20 protein-coding genes are annotated in these 15,641 nt (G+C 60.0%); 11 read left to right on the top strand and 9 right to left on the bottom strand.

Annotated elements, in window-relative coordinates; translation table 11 throughout:
• Positions 1-70: 70 nt before the first annotated feature.
• The gene (locus AAGW23_RS06035; RefSeq protein ID WP_342405418.1) at positions 71-1,258 is read right to left on the bottom strand and encodes an acetate kinase; all 1,188 of its coding nucleotides are present in this window, start codon (positions 1,256-1,258) and stop codon (positions 71-73) included.
• Between the two features lie 240 nt (positions 1,259-1,498).
• Here AAGW23_RS06035 and AAGW23_RS06030 point away from each other — a divergent pair, with 240 nt between their 5' ends.
• From AAGW23_RS06030 to AAGW23_RS06015, 4 genes are all read left to right on the top strand, one after another.
• On the top strand, positions 1,499-1,984 hold the full coding sequence (locus AAGW23_RS06030) for an FKBP-type peptidyl-prolyl cis-trans isomerase (protein ID WP_102835650.1): 486 nt from the start codon (positions 1,499-1,501) through the stop codon (positions 1,982-1,984).
• Between the two features lie 102 nt (positions 1,985-2,086).
• Positions 2,087-2,569, top strand: coding sequence for a glutathione peroxidase (locus tag AAGW23_RS06025; protein ID WP_342405417.1), 483 nt, complete (start codon positions 2,087-2,089; stop codon positions 2,567-2,569).
• A gap of 135 nt (positions 2,570-2,704) precedes the next feature.
• The gene (locus tag AAGW23_RS06020; protein ID WP_342405416.1) at positions 2,705-3,301 is read left to right on the top strand and encodes a TetR/AcrR family transcriptional regulator; all 597 of its coding nucleotides are present in this window, start codon (positions 2,705-2,707) and stop codon (positions 3,299-3,301) included.
• Between the two features lie 59 nt (positions 3,302-3,360).
• A complete protein-coding gene (locus tag AAGW23_RS06015; RefSeq protein ID WP_342405415.1) occupies positions 3,361-4,470 on the top strand; it encodes an NADH:flavin oxidoreductase in 1,110 nt (369 codons plus the stop codon).
• A gap of 60 nt (positions 4,471-4,530) precedes the next feature.
• Here AAGW23_RS06015 and AAGW23_RS06010 read toward each other — a convergent pair whose 3' ends face one another.
• The 4 genes from AAGW23_RS06010 to AAGW23_RS05995 form a co-directional block, all read right to left on the bottom strand.
• Positions 4,531-5,142, bottom strand: a complete 612-nt coding sequence (locus AAGW23_RS06010) for a flavodoxin family protein (RefSeq protein WP_342405414.1) — start codon at positions 5,140-5,142, stop codon at positions 4,531-4,533.
• Positions 5,143-5,197: 55 nt separating this feature from the next.
• Positions 5,198-5,956, bottom strand: a complete 759-nt coding sequence (gene cysZ, locus AAGW23_RS06005) for a sulfate transporter CysZ (protein ID WP_342405413.1) — start codon at positions 5,954-5,956, stop codon at positions 5,198-5,200.
• A gap of 211 nt (positions 5,957-6,167) precedes the next feature.
• Entirely contained in the window at positions 6,168-6,527 is a 360-nt protein-coding gene (locus tag AAGW23_RS06000; protein WP_342405412.1) for a HopJ type III effector protein, read from the bottom strand.
• Positions 6,524-6,817 carry a DUF1244 domain-containing protein gene (locus AAGW23_RS05995; protein WP_342405411.1) on the bottom strand — a complete coding sequence of 98 codons (294 nt, stop codon included), beginning with the start codon at positions 6,815-6,817 and terminating at the stop codon, positions 6,524-6,526. The genes AAGW23_RS06000 and AAGW23_RS05995 overlap by 4 nt, the downstream gene beginning before the upstream one ends.
• A gap of 148 nt (positions 6,818-6,965) precedes the next feature.
• Here AAGW23_RS05995 and AAGW23_RS05990 point away from each other — a divergent pair, with 148 nt between their 5' ends.
• A complete protein-coding gene (locus AAGW23_RS05990; protein WP_342405410.1) occupies positions 6,966-7,337 on the top strand; it encodes a sensory rhodopsin transducer in 372 nt (123 codons plus the stop codon).
• A 9-nt stretch (positions 7,338-7,346) separates the two neighbouring features.
• On the opposite strand, the gene folX is transcribed toward AAGW23_RS05990, so the two are convergent.
• The 3 genes from folX to AAGW23_RS05975 form a co-directional block, all read right to left on the bottom strand.
• Positions 7,347-7,721 carry a dihydroneopterin triphosphate 2'-epimerase gene (gene folX / locus AAGW23_RS05985; protein ID WP_102835658.1) on the bottom strand — a complete coding sequence of 125 codons (375 nt, stop codon included), beginning with the start codon at positions 7,719-7,721 and terminating at the stop codon, positions 7,347-7,349.
• Positions 7,722-7,737: 16 nt separating this feature from the next.
• Complete coding sequence (gene folM / locus AAGW23_RS05980; RefSeq protein ID WP_342405409.1) at positions 7,738-8,448, bottom strand: dihydromonapterin reductase; 711 nt, start codon at positions 8,446-8,448, stop codon at positions 7,738-7,740.
• A 133-nt stretch (positions 8,449-8,581) separates the two neighbouring features.
• Positions 8,582-9,217: a PilZ domain-containing protein gene (locus AAGW23_RS05975; RefSeq protein ID WP_342405408.1), complete on the bottom strand. Its 636-nt coding sequence runs from the start codon at positions 9,215-9,217 to the stop codon at positions 8,582-8,584.
• A gap of 221 nt (positions 9,218-9,438) precedes the next feature.
• Here AAGW23_RS05975 and AAGW23_RS05970 point away from each other — a divergent pair, with 221 nt between their 5' ends.
• The gene (locus AAGW23_RS05970; protein WP_342405407.1) at positions 9,439-9,891 is read left to right on the top strand and encodes a flavodoxin; all 453 of its coding nucleotides are present in this window, start codon (positions 9,439-9,441) and stop codon (positions 9,889-9,891) included.
• A gap of 23 nt (positions 9,892-9,914) precedes the next feature.
• On the opposite strand, the gene AAGW23_RS05965 is transcribed toward AAGW23_RS05970, so the two are convergent.
• On the bottom strand, positions 9,915-10,517 hold the full coding sequence (locus tag AAGW23_RS05965; protein WP_342405406.1) for an ACP phosphodiesterase: 603 nt from the start codon (positions 10,515-10,517) through the stop codon (positions 9,915-9,917).
• Between the two features lie 176 nt (positions 10,518-10,693).
• On the opposite strand from AAGW23_RS05965, the gene AAGW23_RS05960 reads away from it, so the two are divergent.
• From AAGW23_RS05960 to AAGW23_RS05940, 5 genes are all read left to right on the top strand, one after another.
• Complete coding sequence (locus AAGW23_RS05960; RefSeq protein ID WP_342405405.1) at positions 10,694-11,596, top strand: acyl-CoA dehydrogenase; 903 nt, start codon at positions 10,694-10,696, stop codon at positions 11,594-11,596.
• Positions 11,597-11,804: 208 nt separating this feature from the next.
• A complete protein-coding gene (locus tag AAGW23_RS05955; protein WP_342405511.1) occupies positions 11,805-12,965 on the top strand; it encodes a phospholipase D-like domain-containing protein in 1,161 nt (386 codons plus the stop codon).
• Between the two features lie 53 nt (positions 12,966-13,018).
• Entirely contained in the window at positions 13,019-13,600 is a 582-nt protein-coding gene (locus AAGW23_RS05950; RefSeq protein ID WP_342405404.1) for a DJ-1/PfpI family protein, read from the top strand.
• 84 nt (positions 13,601-13,684) lie between these two features.
• Positions 13,685-13,906: a VF530 family protein gene (locus tag AAGW23_RS05945; protein ID WP_342405403.1), complete on the top strand. Its 222-nt coding sequence runs from the start codon at positions 13,685-13,687 to the stop codon at positions 13,904-13,906.
• 158 nt (positions 13,907-14,064) lie between these two features.
• Positions 14,065-15,630 (top strand): PAS domain-containing methyl-accepting chemotaxis protein, encoded by a 1,566-nt coding sequence (locus AAGW23_RS05940; RefSeq protein WP_342405402.1) that lies wholly within the window; start codon positions 14,065-14,067, stop codon positions 15,628-15,630.
• Positions 15,631-15,641 lie beyond the last annotated feature (11 nt).

Genomic DNA, 15,641 nt, shown 5'->3' with positions numbered 1-15,641 from the left:
CAAGTAGACGAAACCCGACGCCGCTGGCGGTCGTCGGGTTCGTGCAGTGCGTCTGGCTGTCGGCGCGCTATCAGGCGTCGAGCAGCGCCAGTGTGTCCAGCGCGATCTGACGTTCTTCGTTAGTCGGTACCACCAGCACGCGGGGGCTGCCTGCCGCCTGGATTTCCCCGCCTACACCGCGCGTGCAGCGTGCGTTAGCTTCTTCATCGAGCTTCAAGTTGAACAGCTTCAGATGTTCTAGGGTGCGGGTGCGCACGGCCGTCGAGTTCTCACCGATGCCGCCGGTGAAAATCAGTCCGTCGAGTTTTGGCAGCGCGCAGGCCATGCTTGCCAGGGACTTCGCCAGGCGGTAGCAGAAGACTTCGAACGCCAGGGTGGCGCCGGGATGCCCGGCAACCCGGGCTTCCTGCAGCGTGCGCAGGTCATTGGACAGTCCGGACAAGCCTTTCAGGCCGCTGTCGTGATTGAGCATGCGATCGATCTGCTCCAGGCTCCAGCCCAGGGTACGGTTCAGGTAGCTGTGCAGATTTGGGTCGACATCACCGCTGCGGGTGCCCATTACCAAGCCTTCCAGCGGGGTCAGGCCCATGCTGGTGTCGCGGCTCTCACCATTGACGATGGCGCAGGTCGAGCAACCGTTGCCCAAGTGAGCCGTCAGCCAGCAGCTGTCATCGACCGGAAGTCCGGTCATCTCGGCGGCACGCTTGCTGACATAGTTGTGGCTGGTGCCGTGGAAACCGTAGCGGCGGACGCTGTGTTCCTTGTAAAGGAATTCCGGCACGGCGTAGCGGAACGCATGCTCCGGCATGGTCTGGTGGAAAGCGGTGTCGAACACGCTGACCTGCGGTAGGCCCGGGAACAGCGTCATGGCTGCATCAATTCCGACCAGGTTGGCCGGATTGTGCAGTGGCGCCAGCTGCGCGCTGTCGCGAATCGCCTTGAGCACCGGCTCGTCGATCAGGCTAGAACCGGTGAAGTGTTCGCCGCCATGGACCACACGATGGCCGATCCCGTCCAGCTTGCCGCCTGCGGCCTCTTGAGCCACCGGCAGGAGCTTTTCGAGTGCGGCACGGTGATCGGCACCCGGAATGTTCAGGCTCTGCTTGGTGTCCCCCAGCTGCCAATGCACTACGGCTTCCGGGGTGCCAAGACGTTCGGCCAGGCCCTGCAGGGGGAAAGTCGCTTGGGCTTCGTTGACCAGCGCGAATTTGATCGACGAACTGCCGCAGTTAATCACCAGGATGTTTCGAGCTGACATCGGTGCTCCTTGGATGCGAAATAATTGTTGAAATAGGTCGCCTACATTTACAGGCGTGGATTCTTGCACAACTGATGTGGCCGCGATGCTCTCCAAAGGTTGTATTTGGTAGCGCCCTACGCATGACTTCAGGCTGTTTTTTGCTCGTTGCCGATGGTCCCCTAAATCTTGCGGCGGTTCGCAATCACTGCGGGTCGCGGTTAGACTTTGCCTTACATCCCTCAACAAAGGTTTCGCCTCATGCAGATTGCCGCTAACAAGGCTGTGTCAATCGACTACACACTCACCAACGATGCGGGTGAAGTGATCGACAGCTCGGCCGGCGGCGCGCCGCTGGTCTATTTGCACGGTTCGGGCAACATCATTGCCGGTTTGGAAAAAGCCCTGGAGGGCAAGCAAGGTGGTGACGAGGTGAAGGTCTCCATCGAGCCGCAGGATGCCTATGGCGAGTACAGCCCGGAGCTGGTCGCTACACTCAATCGGGCGATGTTCGAAGGTGTCGATGAGCTGGAAGTGGGCATGCAGTTTCATGCGTCCGGACCGGACGGCGGCATGCAGATCGTCACCATTCGTGATGTCGAAGGCGACGATGTGATCGTCGACGGTAACCATCCTCTGGCCGGTCAACGCCTCAACTTCGAAGTGAAGATTGTTGACGTGCGTGAAGCCAGCGACGAAGAAATCGCTCATGGCCATGTGCATGGTGAAGGCGGTCACCAACACTGATCGGCGCCTGCAGCCGGCTGGTCAGCGAAAGGCCCGATTCGATCGGGCCATGGAAGCGCTTCGGTTCTGCCGGAGCGCTTTTTTACTCTGGAGTAGAGACACATGAGCGCGTTTCACGAGTTGGTTCTGCCCGGCCTTGCGGGCCAGGAACTTCCCCTGGCGCCGTTGAAATCCCAGGTGACACTGGTAGTCAATGTGGCTTCCGAGTGCGGTCTCACGCCTCAATATGCAGGTTTGCAAGCACTGCATGAGCGTTATAAGGATCGAGGTTTCGGCGTGCTGGGCGTCCCTTGCAACCAGTTCGCCGCTCAGGAGCCGGGCAGCGACGCAGAGATCCTGAAATTCTGCGATGAGAACTACGGCATCACGTTTCCCATAAGCAGCAAGCTCGAGGTCAACGGCTCGCACCGTCACCCGTTGTATCGCCTGTTGGCCGGCGAGGGCGCTGACTTCCCAGGCGATATCAGCTGGAACTTCGAAAAGTTTTTGGTGGGCAAGGATGGGCGCGTGCTGGCGCGCTTCTCCCCGCGCACGGCGCCGGATGATCCAGCGCTGATCCAGGCCATCGAAAGCGCGCTCGCCTGAGCGCGCTATCTCCGCACAGAGTGTGGCGTTCGCTAACCCGTTCTCCTGAAACCACCATCGCGACAGAAATTGCACGCCAATAAGCGCCGTGGATGATGGTATTCGCTCTAGACGACCGGTCATATGCTTGGTGTCATGAGCAACCAAGCCCGCAACGACAAACGTGACCTAATCCTGGCCAAAGGGGCGCAGGTGATGACTCGTCGTGGCTATCACGGCACCGGCGTGTTGGAGATCGTCCAGGCTGCCGGCATCCCTAAAGGCTCCTTCTACCACTACTTCGCCAGCAAGGAAGATTTTGCCCTGCAGGCGCTTGAGCATCTCTACCAACCGCGGCTTGAGCGTTATCAGGCAGCGCTACGCGATGCTCAGCAGAGCCCGCGGGCACGGGTGGTCGGTTACTACACTGAGGTCGTGGCGCATTTTTCGCGGCAGGAAAGTCCCGAGTATCACTGTTTCATCGGCAGTTTGAGCTTTGAAATGGCCGAGCTTTCGCAGCCCATCGGGCAGCAGGTCGAGGCGATCCTGATGCGTTCGGTCCAGCTGTTGGCGGGCTGCCTTGAGCAGGCGCGCGCAGCCGGTGAGATTGATGCCGACACTGACTGCCTGGCGCTGGCTGAATTTATCGGCAATGCCTGGGAAGGCGCCTTGCTGCGTATGAAGGTGGGCCGCAGCGTTGCGCCGTTGAGCATATTTTTGACCCAACTGGAGCGTCTGCTGACGCCCCGCTGATTTTTTTGGCGATCGGCGAGACGACCGGTCGCTTTTGCTTCAAGCCAGAGGAGACAGCAATGACCACAGCCGTGAACGCTCTGTTCCAACCCTTCCAACTCGGTAGCTTGCAACTGCCGACCCGTGTCGTGATGGCGCCGATGACCCGTTCGTTCTCGCCTAATGGCGTGCCAACCGCGGACGTCGTCGAGTATTACCGCCGTCGTGCCGCGTCGGGTGTAGGGCTGATTATCACCGAGGGCACCACGGTCGGGCACAAGGCCTCCAATGGCTATCCGCACGTGCCGCGCTTCTACGGTGAGGCCCCTCTGGCCGCCTGGAAGGCTGTGGTCGAGGCCGTACACGCCGAAGGCGGCAAGATCGTCCCGCAGCTATGGCACGTGGGCAATGTTCGCCACATGGGAACTGAGCCGGAGCCGCAAGTGCCGGGTTATGGCCCGATGGAGAAGCTAAAGGATGGTCAGGTGGTTGTGCACGGCATGACCAAACAGGACATTCAGGAGGTGATCGCGGCCTTCGCTCAGGCCGCCAAAGATGCCCAGACCATCGGCATGGATGGTGTCGAGATCCATGGTGCGCATGGCTACCTGGTTGATCAGTTTTTCTGGGAAGGCAGCAACCAGCGCACCGACGAATACGGTGGCAATCTGGCCAATCGTTCGCGCTTCGCCATCGAGCTGATCGAGGCGGTACGTGCCGCGGTAGGTCCCGATTTTCCGATCATCTTTCGCTTTTCCCAATGGAAGCAGCAGGATTACACCGCGCGCCTGGTCACCACGCCCAAAGCGCTGGGCGAATTTCTCGAGCCGCTGTCTGCAGCAGGCGTGGACATCTTCCATTGCTCGACGCGCCGGTTCTGGGAGCCAGAGTTCGAAGGTTCAGAACTCAATCTTGCTGGCTGGACCCGTCAACTGACTGGAAAACCCACCATTACGGTCGGCAGCGTGGGGCTTGATGGCGAATTTCTGCAGTTCATGGTCAAGACTGACAAGGTGGCGCAGCCGGCCAACATCGAAGGCTTGCTGGAGCGCCTGAACAAGCAGGAGTTCGATCTGGTCGCAGTGGGACGCGCGCTCATCTGCGATCCGGACTGGGCGTTGAAGGTGAAGGAAGGGCGTATGCAAGACATCCTGCCTTTTAGCCGTGAAGCGCTGAAGACGCTGGCCTGACAGGGCAGGTGACTTCGCTGCAAAGAAGCCATCCTCGCGATGGCTTCTTTTTGCGCAGCGTTATTGCGAGGCGCCCGGGTAACCGGACTGCTTGAGCAGCTTGGCCAGGTGCACGGCGTTGCGCGCCAGCATGGCATTGGTCTTGCCAATTTTCTCGCCGGGGTCTTCCACATCCTTGTAATCCGTCGACCCCATTGCCGGCCCGACCCAGTAGGTGCAGCCGTTGGCCGGGATGGTGAAGCCCACATCATTGAGGCCTTGATAGAGGCTGGCGACCACATGATGGGCGCCGTCTTCATTGCCTACCACCGCGACGCAAGCGACCCGCCCGTAGGACACCATCCGCTGCTGATCGTCCACTTCGCCAATGAACGCGTCCAGGCGTTCCAGTACGCGCTGACACACGCTGGCCGGATGGCCGAGCCATATCGGGGTGCCAAGAATCAGGATATCCGCTGCAAGCAGCTTTTCCCTGATCATCGGCCAATCGTCGCCTTCGCCTTCGTCTGATGTCACGCCCGGCTTGATGTTGAAGTCCACAGCGCGGATCTGCTCGCAACTGACGCCGAGCTTTTCAAGCTCGCGCTGAGCCTGGCTCAGCAGCAGGCTGCAGGACGATTCTGCGGGCGATGCTTTGAGGGTGCAGTTGATTGCGAGGGCGGTAAGCGCCATTGCGAGTCTCCCGGTGTGAAGGTGTTCAGATCTAGACACCGCCACGTCTCGCAGTTCACGAATCGACCGCGGCGGGCATGGTCGACTTGCCGCCTTCACGCACCCAGAACAGCGTTGCGGCTGCCACGGCCGCCGGCATGATCAGCAGATTGACGAAGGGAATCAGCAGCGCTGCGTAGGTTACCGCGCCGAGACTCAAGCTCTTCCAGCGGCGCTGGCGCAGCCAGACCATCATTTCGGCCCAGCTCAGCTTGTTGTTGTCCGCTGGATAGTCGATGTACTGCACCGCCATCATCCAGACGCCGAACAGCAGCCACAGTGGCGCCGCGACCAGATTGACCACTGGAATGAAAGAGAGCACCAGCAGCGCCAGCGCCCGAGGCGCAAAATACGCCAGCTTGCGCGCCTCGCGTCCAAGGGTCCGCGGCAGCATCGCCAGCAGTTCGCTCCAGCTGAACGGCGGCGCGGTTTCGACGCCACGCGCCACGGTTTCTACCTTTTCGGCGAGAAAACCATTGAACGGTGCGGCAATGATGTTAGCGAGTATGGTGAAAGTGAAGAACACGATCAGCACCACCAGCACCACGAACAGAGGCCAGATGATGTATTCGAGGAACATCAGCCACTCGGGGAGGTTAGGCATGAAGGCGTCGACCCAGCCGCCGAATTGGCGCACGGCCAGGTAGATCAGGCCGCAGAACAGCAGCAGATTGACGGTCAGCGGCAGAATGACGAACAGCCTGAGTCCTGGGCTGAGAATCAGCTTCAAACCTTCACGCAGGTATTGGGGGCCGGATAGGGCAGCGAGGGGCATTAGCGATACTCCGGAAAGAACGGTCCGGACCTTACCGATTTTGTCGGTGCGGGAAAAGCGGCGTAGCAATCGATAGTCCAGAGCTATGGGGGCGATCCGCTTTACGTTATGGCCAGGCGTTGCGCTTGGTCGTTAGGCTAGCCCCGAACTCTCCTTTTGTTTTCAGTGCCGTCCACTTAAAGCCTTCCCCAAGTGCCTGGCCGGCCCTTTTTTATTTCTCTTCGAAATTTACCGGTTTGCGCCTGAGCGGCTGCTGATCAAAGCGTACGCCCGGAAGCCCGGTATCCATCAGCGCGCGAATGTTCTGGTGGTCGGTTCCACTGGGATTCTCCAGTACCGATTGATAGTGCTCCCCGAATGCCAACAAGGCTTCTTCAGTGGTGAATCCTTCCAGCACGGCCAGCCCCAGCGTTTTGCAGGAACCCTCGTTCTGCCCGGCGGCGTTTTCAACGCTGCCATTAAAAAAACGGGTTGGTTGATAGTCGTAGGCGCTGGTAATGAATGCCAGCGTCTCGCTGAATGGGTGGTTTCGGTTGCGCAGGCTGGCGCGAAAGTCCCTGAGGCTGCTCATGTTTTCTGACCCTTGTCGAACGCAGCCTGTTGCTCCGGCGTCGCGTCCTTCTGATAGCGTTTCTTCCATTCCGCATAGGGCATGCCATAGACCTCTTCGCGCGCCTCGTCGAGGCTGACTTCGATGTCCAAGTCCTCGGCGGCGGCCTTGTACCACTTGGACAGGCAATTGCGGCAGAAGCCGGCCAGGTTCATCAGGTCGATGTTTTGTGCATCCGGTCGGCTACGCAGGTGCTGGACCAGGCGGCGAAAGGCAGCGGCTTCGAGTTCGGTGCGTTCTTGCTCATTCATTTTCAAAGGTCTCGGCGTTGCAGACGTGGGCGGGATCATAACCTCGACGCTGGTCCTGGGCCAGCGAGCGACGGGGAACTTTAGCGGCATCAACCGTCTCCGCTAGACAGGATGGCCAGCCGGTCATCAAGCTGGAAGGAGATTGGATGTGATTGGAAAAAAGTATTGGGTGATAGCCGAAGGTTACCTGCCGGCGCTGGGGCCCAAACCCGATGAGCCAGCACTGCGCAGCCACGAGACGGCATGCATTCTGAACGCAGGCCCGCTGGAGGCCTTGATCGAGCTGACGCTGTACTTCGCTGACCGCGAGCCGTTCGGACCATATTCCATACGCGTCCCCGCGCGGCGAACCTTGCATTTGCGTTTCGATGATCTGCAGACGCCGGAGGCGGTGCCCCGTGAGACCGACTACGCCAGCGTGTTTATCTCCAATATACCGGTGGTCATTCAGCACACGCGGTTGGATGCACGCAGCGGCGACCGGGCACTGATGACAACCCTGGCCTACGGCAGCGACTGACGCGGGCGGTCACTCACGATGAGCGGCAAGGGTAATCGATACCGATTCGGCGAATCGCAGGGCGTGCGGTTTGTCCACTTCGACCTCGGCGTAGCGCACTTGCGGATGCGCCATGACCAGGTCGACGATTTCCTGGGTGAGTCGCTCTAGCAGGGCGAAGCGGTTGTCCTCGACGTGCTGGATGATCGCCTTGGTGATGGTTCGGTAGTTCAGCGCATGGTCGATATCGTTGTCGCGCACGGCATCGGCTGCCGGATAAAGGATGGTCAGATTGATCAGGACGTCCTGCTTGTTGAGGATTTCCTCTTCCTTGATACCGATGAAGGTACGTAGGCGCAGGTCTTTGACGCGGATGCGCGCCATGGCGGGTTCCAATCGAGGCATGAGATTCCTTAGCCTATCAGATCAGGTGGCGGCCACCGTTCACGCTCAGCGTGGTGCCGGTGACATAGGGATTATCCAGCAGATAACGCAGGCTCTGGTAGACCACCTCGGCACCGGGCTCGATGCCCAGGGCGGACTTCGCAAGCGCCTTTAGCTGGTAGGCCTCGTCGTCGCCCTCGTTGAACTGGATCAGCGCGGGGGCTATGCCATTGACCTTGATTGCTGGCGCCAATCGGGCTGCGAACGACAAGGTGAGATTGTCCAGCCCGGCTTTGCTGGCCGCATAAGCGATGTGCTTTTTGCTGCCGACACGGGTGACATCGTCACCGATATGGATGATGTCAGCAGGACCACCATGCTGCAGCAGTTCGGTGCAGTGAAGGTTGATCAGGTAAGGCGCAAGCATGTGCACCTCGAACATGCGTTGAAAGGTCTCAACTTCCTCCCCCGGTGTCTCGGGGAGCCAGTCCGACGCGTTGTGTACGATCGCGCGCAGGACGCTGGTGTGCTGCTTGAGCGCAGCGATAAAAGCCAGTATGCCGGTGGCGGCGGAAAAATCGGCATGCAAGGTGACGGCGCCGCGCTCGCGAAGCCGAGCCAGGCTGTCGCGTGAGGTGCGGTAGCTCACGATTACCGGCTGGCCCTCATCAAGCAGGCGCTCGGCGCAATGCAGGCCGATGCGCTGGCTGGCACCGGTAATCAGTATCGGGGCCGTTGGCTGAATCATGCTGGGATACCAGGTGGAAGAATGGTCGCGCTGCCTTTGCAAGGCTACAGTGCCGGCCAGCTTACACCAGGGAGCGCAACGGCCCTATCTCGTAGGCCTTTTCGTGCACGGGAAAGCAGAGCCAACGGCCGGGCTAAGAGTTCTCTGGCATTTCGACGGCGAGCTCCGGCTGCAGCTCGGGATGCAGGCGCTGGTGTTGCTCGTACAGATAGGAGCGGATGCGTTCGGCATCCTTGTCCTGCGGATACGCGACTTCGTAAGCAGTCATACCACCTTCGGCATGACGAATCCGGTGCGCATTGATCTGAAAAGAATCCTCTCCCGGCAATGCCAGGCGCATATGCAGGTGTTTGGGTGCCCGGTGTTTGGCTCCAGCGTCCACCAACAGGCCGTTGGGTGACAGTTCGTGGACACTCAGCGCGGTCTCGTTGCCGTCGTTGGAGAGCAGTGGCAGCGGCTCATCCAGATGCAAGCGCCAGGCACGCAGAACCGGTCCGCGCTCGTAGATGGTCGGAGGCGCCAATTGTAATTGGACCGCGTGAAACTCGTCCTGCTTCAGCTGCAGAGGGAACGACATGCAATATTCGTCAAGCTCGGCTTCGAGGGTCAGTTTTGCCTTCGCGGCCAGTTGTAACAGCAGGCCGTTGGCCTTTTCACCGCCGTCGACGCGAAAGCCCGCCCGTGTTTCGCCAGCCTCTGTTGATGAGCCACTGACGAGTTCATTGATATAGGCCAGTTCGGCGCTGGTCAGATCCACTTTGTTCGGCATCCCGATTTCCCTCTCAAGGGCATAGGCAGAACCTGTCTGTCATGCCTGGTCGCTCCAGAACGTGGCAGAGACCTCTGCCAGGACGGCTTTGCGACCACGCGCTTGCGAACTAATTCCCTTTCGCCAGGCGGCAGCGCTTTATTAAGTCTAGAACCGCTGGGGCGGGGAGTATGTGTCGGATGCGGCATAATGCTCGGCTTTAACTCGAAACGGAGCGCATCATGAAAGTCGCCATTCTCTCCGGTACGGTCTACGGCACCGCTGAAGACGTTGCCCGACATGCTGTTACGGTACTCAACGCGGCGGGCTTCGATGCCTGGCACGACCCTCGCGCGCAACTTGCGCAGGTGTTGGACTTCGGACCGCAAGCACTGCTGGTGGTGACGGCCACCACCGGAATGGGCGAGTTACCGGACAGTTTCGTCCCGCTGTATACGGCGATCCGCGATCAGTTTCCCGCCTGGCAGGGCTTGCCAGGCGGGGTGATCGCGCTGGGGGATGCCAGCTATGGCGATACCTTCTGCGGTGCCGGGGAACTGGTTCGTGAGTTGTATGCCGAGCTGGGCATGCGTGAAGTACAGGAAATGCTGCGTCTCGATGCCAGCGAAACGGTTACGCCTGAAAGTGATGCGGAGCCCTGGTTGGAGCGCTTTGCCACCGCACTGCGCGGCTGAACGGAACGCTGAGCAAAGCTCTGTCAGGATTGCCCATACGCGTCTGCGGGGCTGATATTGCGGGCTTTGGCAAACGCATGCAGCTGCGGGTAGAACTCGCGAAAATCCTGCAGCAGCGGCGTGTATAGCTGTTCGAGTTCGATGGCGCCGCCTGCCAGGCCTTCGGGGCGAGACAATCGGCGGCTCATGCCGGCCACGACCTGCTCCATCACGGCGAATTCCCGATAGCTGCCGAGCCAGTCCTGCGCCGCCATGCGCGGCGCGATCAGGGCCAACTTGGCGGGTAGTTCGGCTTCCTCACGCAACACCTGATAAACCCGTGCGGTGAAGTCGTTCAGGGGTTCGCTGGCGTATTCGTGCCAGTGCGCGGCCAGGCAATGATCAAAAAACAGGTCGACCAATATTCCTGCGTAGCGTCTGCGCTCGCACGGAAAGCGCTGTTTCGCCCGGAGCACAACAGGGTGGCTGTCGGTAAAAACGTCGATCTGTCGATGCAGGCGAATGCCTGCTTCGATGTCGGTTGGCCAGCGGTCCCGCAAAGGGCCTTTGACAAAGTCACCGTAGAGGCTGCCAAGCAGCTGCCCGGGTCGTTCGCCGCCGAGATGCAGGTGTGCAAGAAAATTCATGCGGCAAGTTTAGCAGCGCTTCCTTGCATTCAGCTTGCATGCGTTCTCAGCGCTTGGTTGATATGGTTGGTGTTCGATCAACCACCGCTGGCAGGTCGGAAAGGGCAGGGTGCTGTTTTCAGCGGTCGCCGGTCTATGCGGATCGCCATTTTTTTCGCTGTTCTTGGAGCCTGATGATGTCCTGGCATGAGCTGCTTGGTCCGCTGGAACACCTGCCGCAGTCTGCATCGTTAGAGGGCTGGTTCGCAGCGCTGCAAGCGTTTGGTCCGAGCGATAATTTTGAGCTAGCAGTGCTGGGCGGACGCCGGGCCGCTACGCCGGGGTTGGCGTTTCTCGCTGGTTACCAGGCCGCCCTCCGGCAGCTATGGCCAGATGCTCCAGCAGGTCTTGGCGCATTGTGCGCGACCGAGCGTCGACTGCTGCGACCGGCTGAAATGCAGACCCGGCTGGAGGGTATGCGACTGACCGGCTGCAAGGATTTCGTGATTGCGGGCTCGGCTGCTGCCTGGTTGCTGGTGCCGGCGCGTAATGAGGCGCTAGGTGAGCTCCCGCGGCTGAGCGTGTGCGTGGTTCGCACGACTGATCCTGGCGTCCTTGTCGAGGAGCGGCCACCCTTGGCGCTGGTGCCGGATATCCCGCATGGCCGCTTGCGATTGGCGAGCGCGTCCTGCGACCGCTTGGCTGGCGACGGCTGGGTCGACTACGTCAAGCCGTTTCGGACCTTGGAGGACCTGCATGTGCTAGCGGCTCTGGCCAGCTGGCTATATGGCGTCGGGTTGCAATGTGGCTGGCCGCAACGGCTGCAACTGCAACTCCTGAGCATCTTGCCTGGCGCGGCTGAGATCTCCCGAGTGCCGCCAGCGGATGCGGCAACGCATCTGCTGCTGGCTTCGCTGAGTTTGCAATTTATGGCGCTTACTGAGGCACTCGATGCTGCGCTGGCAGCCGGTCCGCAGCACTGGTCGGACCTCTGGCAGCGCGACCGCGGCGTGTTGCAGCTGGCTCGCAGCGCACAGGCCAAGCGGTTGGCACAGGCAGCCGACCTGTTTGGGCTGGTGCCCGACGACAAGCAGGCGTGACTAGCTAATCGCCAACCACGGGGAACTCCTCGCTGCGCTGCGGACCTATAACAGGCGTGCCGAAACAGCGCAGCTCTGTTTCCCAGGCTCCAGCAACGCAGGTGATCGAAGCGCCCCTGTGAAATTACCCGACAAGGATTTCAATGCCATTGAGCTGTATCCATTCTCTGGTCCCCGGCGCAGCGTTGCCGCGGGGATGCCGGTCATGATGCTTGCCGGAAAGGTCTTCCCTTGGCGAGAGGGCAATCAGTTCCAGCTATTGGTCGACGGGCCGCAGTTCTTCCCGCGCATGTTGGCCTCTATCAACGCTGCCCAGCATCGGGTGGATGTCGAACTCTATCTTGTCGAAGATGGCGCCTGCGCAGACCAGTTGACCGATGCTCTGATCGCGGCCGCCAATCGCGGTGTGCGGGTTCGCTGCCTGTTCGATGGCTTCGGCTGCCTCAAATTGGGACAGAAGGCCCGGCAGCGGCTGACCGACGCTGGGGTCGACCTGCGTCAGTACAATCCGCTGAGACTTCGGTTGAAGTTTCGCAACCTGCACCGCGATCACCGCAAGCTGATCGTTGTTGATGGCAGCTGCTGTTTTGTAGGTGGGACCGGGGCTACCGATGAGTTCTGGAACCCCTCTAATGCGTATGAGCATTGGCACGAAGCAATGGTTGAAATCAGCGGCCCGCTCGTTGCCGACTGGCAGCGTCTGTTCGATGTGCAATGGGCGTTGTGCCTGAAAAATAGAATCTGGCAGCTGCCGCTACCGCAACGACTTCCAAGGGTCCCAGCCAACCCGACATTCGATGATGGCATGGGCCGAGTGGCTTACTCGGCGGCACGCCAACATCGCGACATTCTCCATAGCCTGCTGCGCAATCTGCAGCGCGCCGAACGCAGAATCTGGTTGGCGACCCCTTATTTTCTGCCCACTGGCCGCGTTCGTCGGGAGCTGATGCGCGCGGCGAGACGCGGCGTTGATGTAAGGCTTTTGCTGACCAGCCGCAACACTGATCACCCCTCGGTCCGTTATGCCGGGCAGCGCTATTATCCAAGGCTGCTGCGAGCCGGCGTGCGCATTCACGAATATCAGCCACACTTTCTGCACCTGAAGATGGCGTTGGTCGATGATTGGGTCAGCGTTGGCTCATGTAATTTCGACCACTGGAATTTGCGCTGGAACCTGGAAGCGAATCTCGAAGCGGTCGACCGGCAATTCAGTGAGTCGGTGGCCAGCAGCTTTGAAACTGATTTTTCGCACAGTTTCGAAATTGATCTTGAGCAGTGGCATGCTCGTCCGCTGAGCCAGCGCGTTTACCAGCGCTTGTGGGGGCTGCTTGACCGGCTCGTGATTAACATCTTCAACCGAAGCGGCTGATGGCACTGGCCGGGCCGTTTATAAAGTGTCCAATTTAAAGGGAGAGCGTTTCGATGGCTGCGAAGAAAATTCTGATGCTGGTCGGTGACTACGTCGAAGACTACGAAACCATGGTGCCGTTTCAGGCCTTGCAGATGGTTGGCCATACCGTGCATGCGGTCTGCCCGGACAAGAAGGCTGGCGACACCGTCCGCACGGCGATCCATGACTTCGAGGGCGATCAGACCTATAGCGAGAAGCCAGGCCATAATTTTGCGCTGAACTTCGATTTCGCCGCGGTGCGGGCCGAGGATTACGATGCTCTGGTGGTGCCGGGAGGCCGTTCGCCTGAATACCTGCGGCTCAATGAGCAGGTGATAGGTCTGGTCAAGGCGTTTGGTGAAGCGAAAAAGCCGATTGCTGCGGTCTGCCACGGCGCGCAGCTGCTGGCCGCTGCAGACGTGCTGCAAGGGCGTGCGTGTAGCGCTTACCCCGCCTGTGCGCCGGAGGTTCGCCTGGCCGGTGGTGAGTTCGTCGACATTGGCGTGGACAAGGCGCACACCGAGGGCAATCTCGTGACTGCCCCAGCGTGGCCGGCACATCCCGCCTGGCTGGCTGCATTTCTCGAGCTGCTCGGTACCCGCATCAGCCTGTAAAATGCCGCTCCGTTCGAAGGCCCGCTCCGGCGGGCCTTTTTGTTTCACTCCGCAGGCGCTGCCTGCTCAAGGTCTGAGGCCACCATGACCCAACCCCGAGACCCGCTCCACGGCGTGACGCTGGAATCGATACTCGTCGAGCTGCAAGCTCACTATGGCTGGGAAGGGCTGGCGGAGCGAGTCGATATCCGCTGCTTCAAGAGCGACCCCAGTATCAAGTCGAGCCTGACGTTTCTGCGTAAGACGCCCTGGGCCAGGTCCAAGGTTGAAGCCTTGTTCGTGCAGTTGCGTCAAACCGCTCTATAGAGCTGCGCCGGCCATCCACTGTGTTCCATTTGTCGCTTATCCGTTAAATAAGCACAGCGCTGATTCAAGTTCTCAGTTTCAAGCCCGATGTCTGTAGCAAATTGATTCGTCATGACCAATGAGTCTATTTAGAATCGATCAGTCATGCGGAGATCAAAATGCGAAACAACGGACTTGTGAGCAACACCGAGCGGAGCTTCCCAGCGCATCAGCGTTTGATCTCTGCCACCGATACCCAGGGCAAGATTGTTTATTGCAACGACGAATTCGTTGCGGTCAGCGGTTATGCCAGGGCTGAGTTGATCGGCAGTGATCATAATCTGGTCCGACATCCAGACATGCCGCCGGAAGTATTCCAGGCGATGTGGGGCTACCTGAAGGATGGTAAAAGCTGGATGGGTGTGGTGAAGAATCGCTGTAAGAACGGCGACTTTTACTGGGTCAGCGCCTATGTCACACCGATTTTCGACAACGGCAAGCTGACCGGCTTTGAGTCGGTAAGGGTCAGACCGACTCCCGAGCAGGTTGCAAAGGCCGCTGAGCTATACGCGCGCCTGCGTGCAGGGCAGTCTGCCGTTTCGTTCGGTCGACGGGCCTCTGGCTGGGCACGTGTATTGGCACTGCCTATGAGTGCAGCCGCGCTGGCGACGGCGGGCATGTTCTGGCTGCCGCCTGCGGTTGAAGTGGCCGTGGTGCTTGGCTTGTTCTTCGCGCTGGGCCTGTGCTGTCATGTCTCGGCCGAAAGGCAGCTGGAGCGGATTTTGGTGCGTGTTCCAGAAGCTTTTACCGACCCGGTCGTTGCACTCACTTATACCCATCACGCGGGCAATGCGGCGCGTTTGGAAATGGCCTTGATCAGTGAAGACGCACGTTTGCGCACCGCGCTGACGCGTGTGTCGGATCTTGCTGTACAGGTCGAAAGCGCCTCGGCGGAAACGTCTATGCTCGCTAGCCAGACCGAGAACGACCTGCGCCAGCAACGCGGTGAGACCGACATGACGGCCACGGCTGTCACGCAGATGACGGCATCAATCACTGAAGTCGCCAGCCATGTGCAACAAACTGCTGCTGAGGCCAGCGCTGCTAACGGCCTGGCGAACGAGGGTGACAGGGTCGCGGCAAGTTCGCGCAAGGCCATGGAGTCGCTTGCCAGCACCGTGACCAATATCGGCAATGCGGTGACCGAGCTAGCGGGCGAAACCCAGCAAATCATGTCGGCCGCCGGAATGATTCAGACCATTGCTGAACAAACCAATCTGCTGGCCCTTAATGCTGCGATCGAGGCCGCGCGTGCCGGAGACCAGGGCAGGGGGTTCGCAGTGGTTGCTGATGAGGTGCGCGCGTTGGCCATCAAGACTCGAGATTCGACACAGCAGATCCAGGGAATCATCCAGTCATTGACCAACAAGGCTGGCGAGGCGGTCGCGATCGCCCAGGTTGGTGACAAGGAAGCGGCGCAAGGACTGGCTCAGGTCATCGAGGCTCAGCGGGCGCTGCAAGGCATTCGTGAAGCGGTAAGCCGGATCACCGGCATGAGCGAGCAAATGGCTGCCGCCGCTGAAGAGCAGGCGCATGTGGCGGAAGACATCGCACAGCAGGTTACCAATATCGCAGTAACCACCGACACGAATGCCGGCAAGGCGGACCTGGCCATGCAACGTGGGCGCGAGCTGGAAGGCGCCGCACGTGGATTGCGCGCCTTGGTTGAGCGCTTCAATAGGTAGCCGCGCGTTGA

The organism is Stutzerimonas chloritidismutans, assembly GCF_038562055.1.
Classification (GTDB): Bacteria; Pseudomonadota; Gammaproteobacteria; order Pseudomonadales; family Pseudomonadaceae; genus Stutzerimonas; species Stutzerimonas chloritidismutans_A.
The sequence above is the reverse complement of the archived record's forward strand: the minus strand, read 5'-3'. Positions and strand labels throughout refer to the sequence as shown.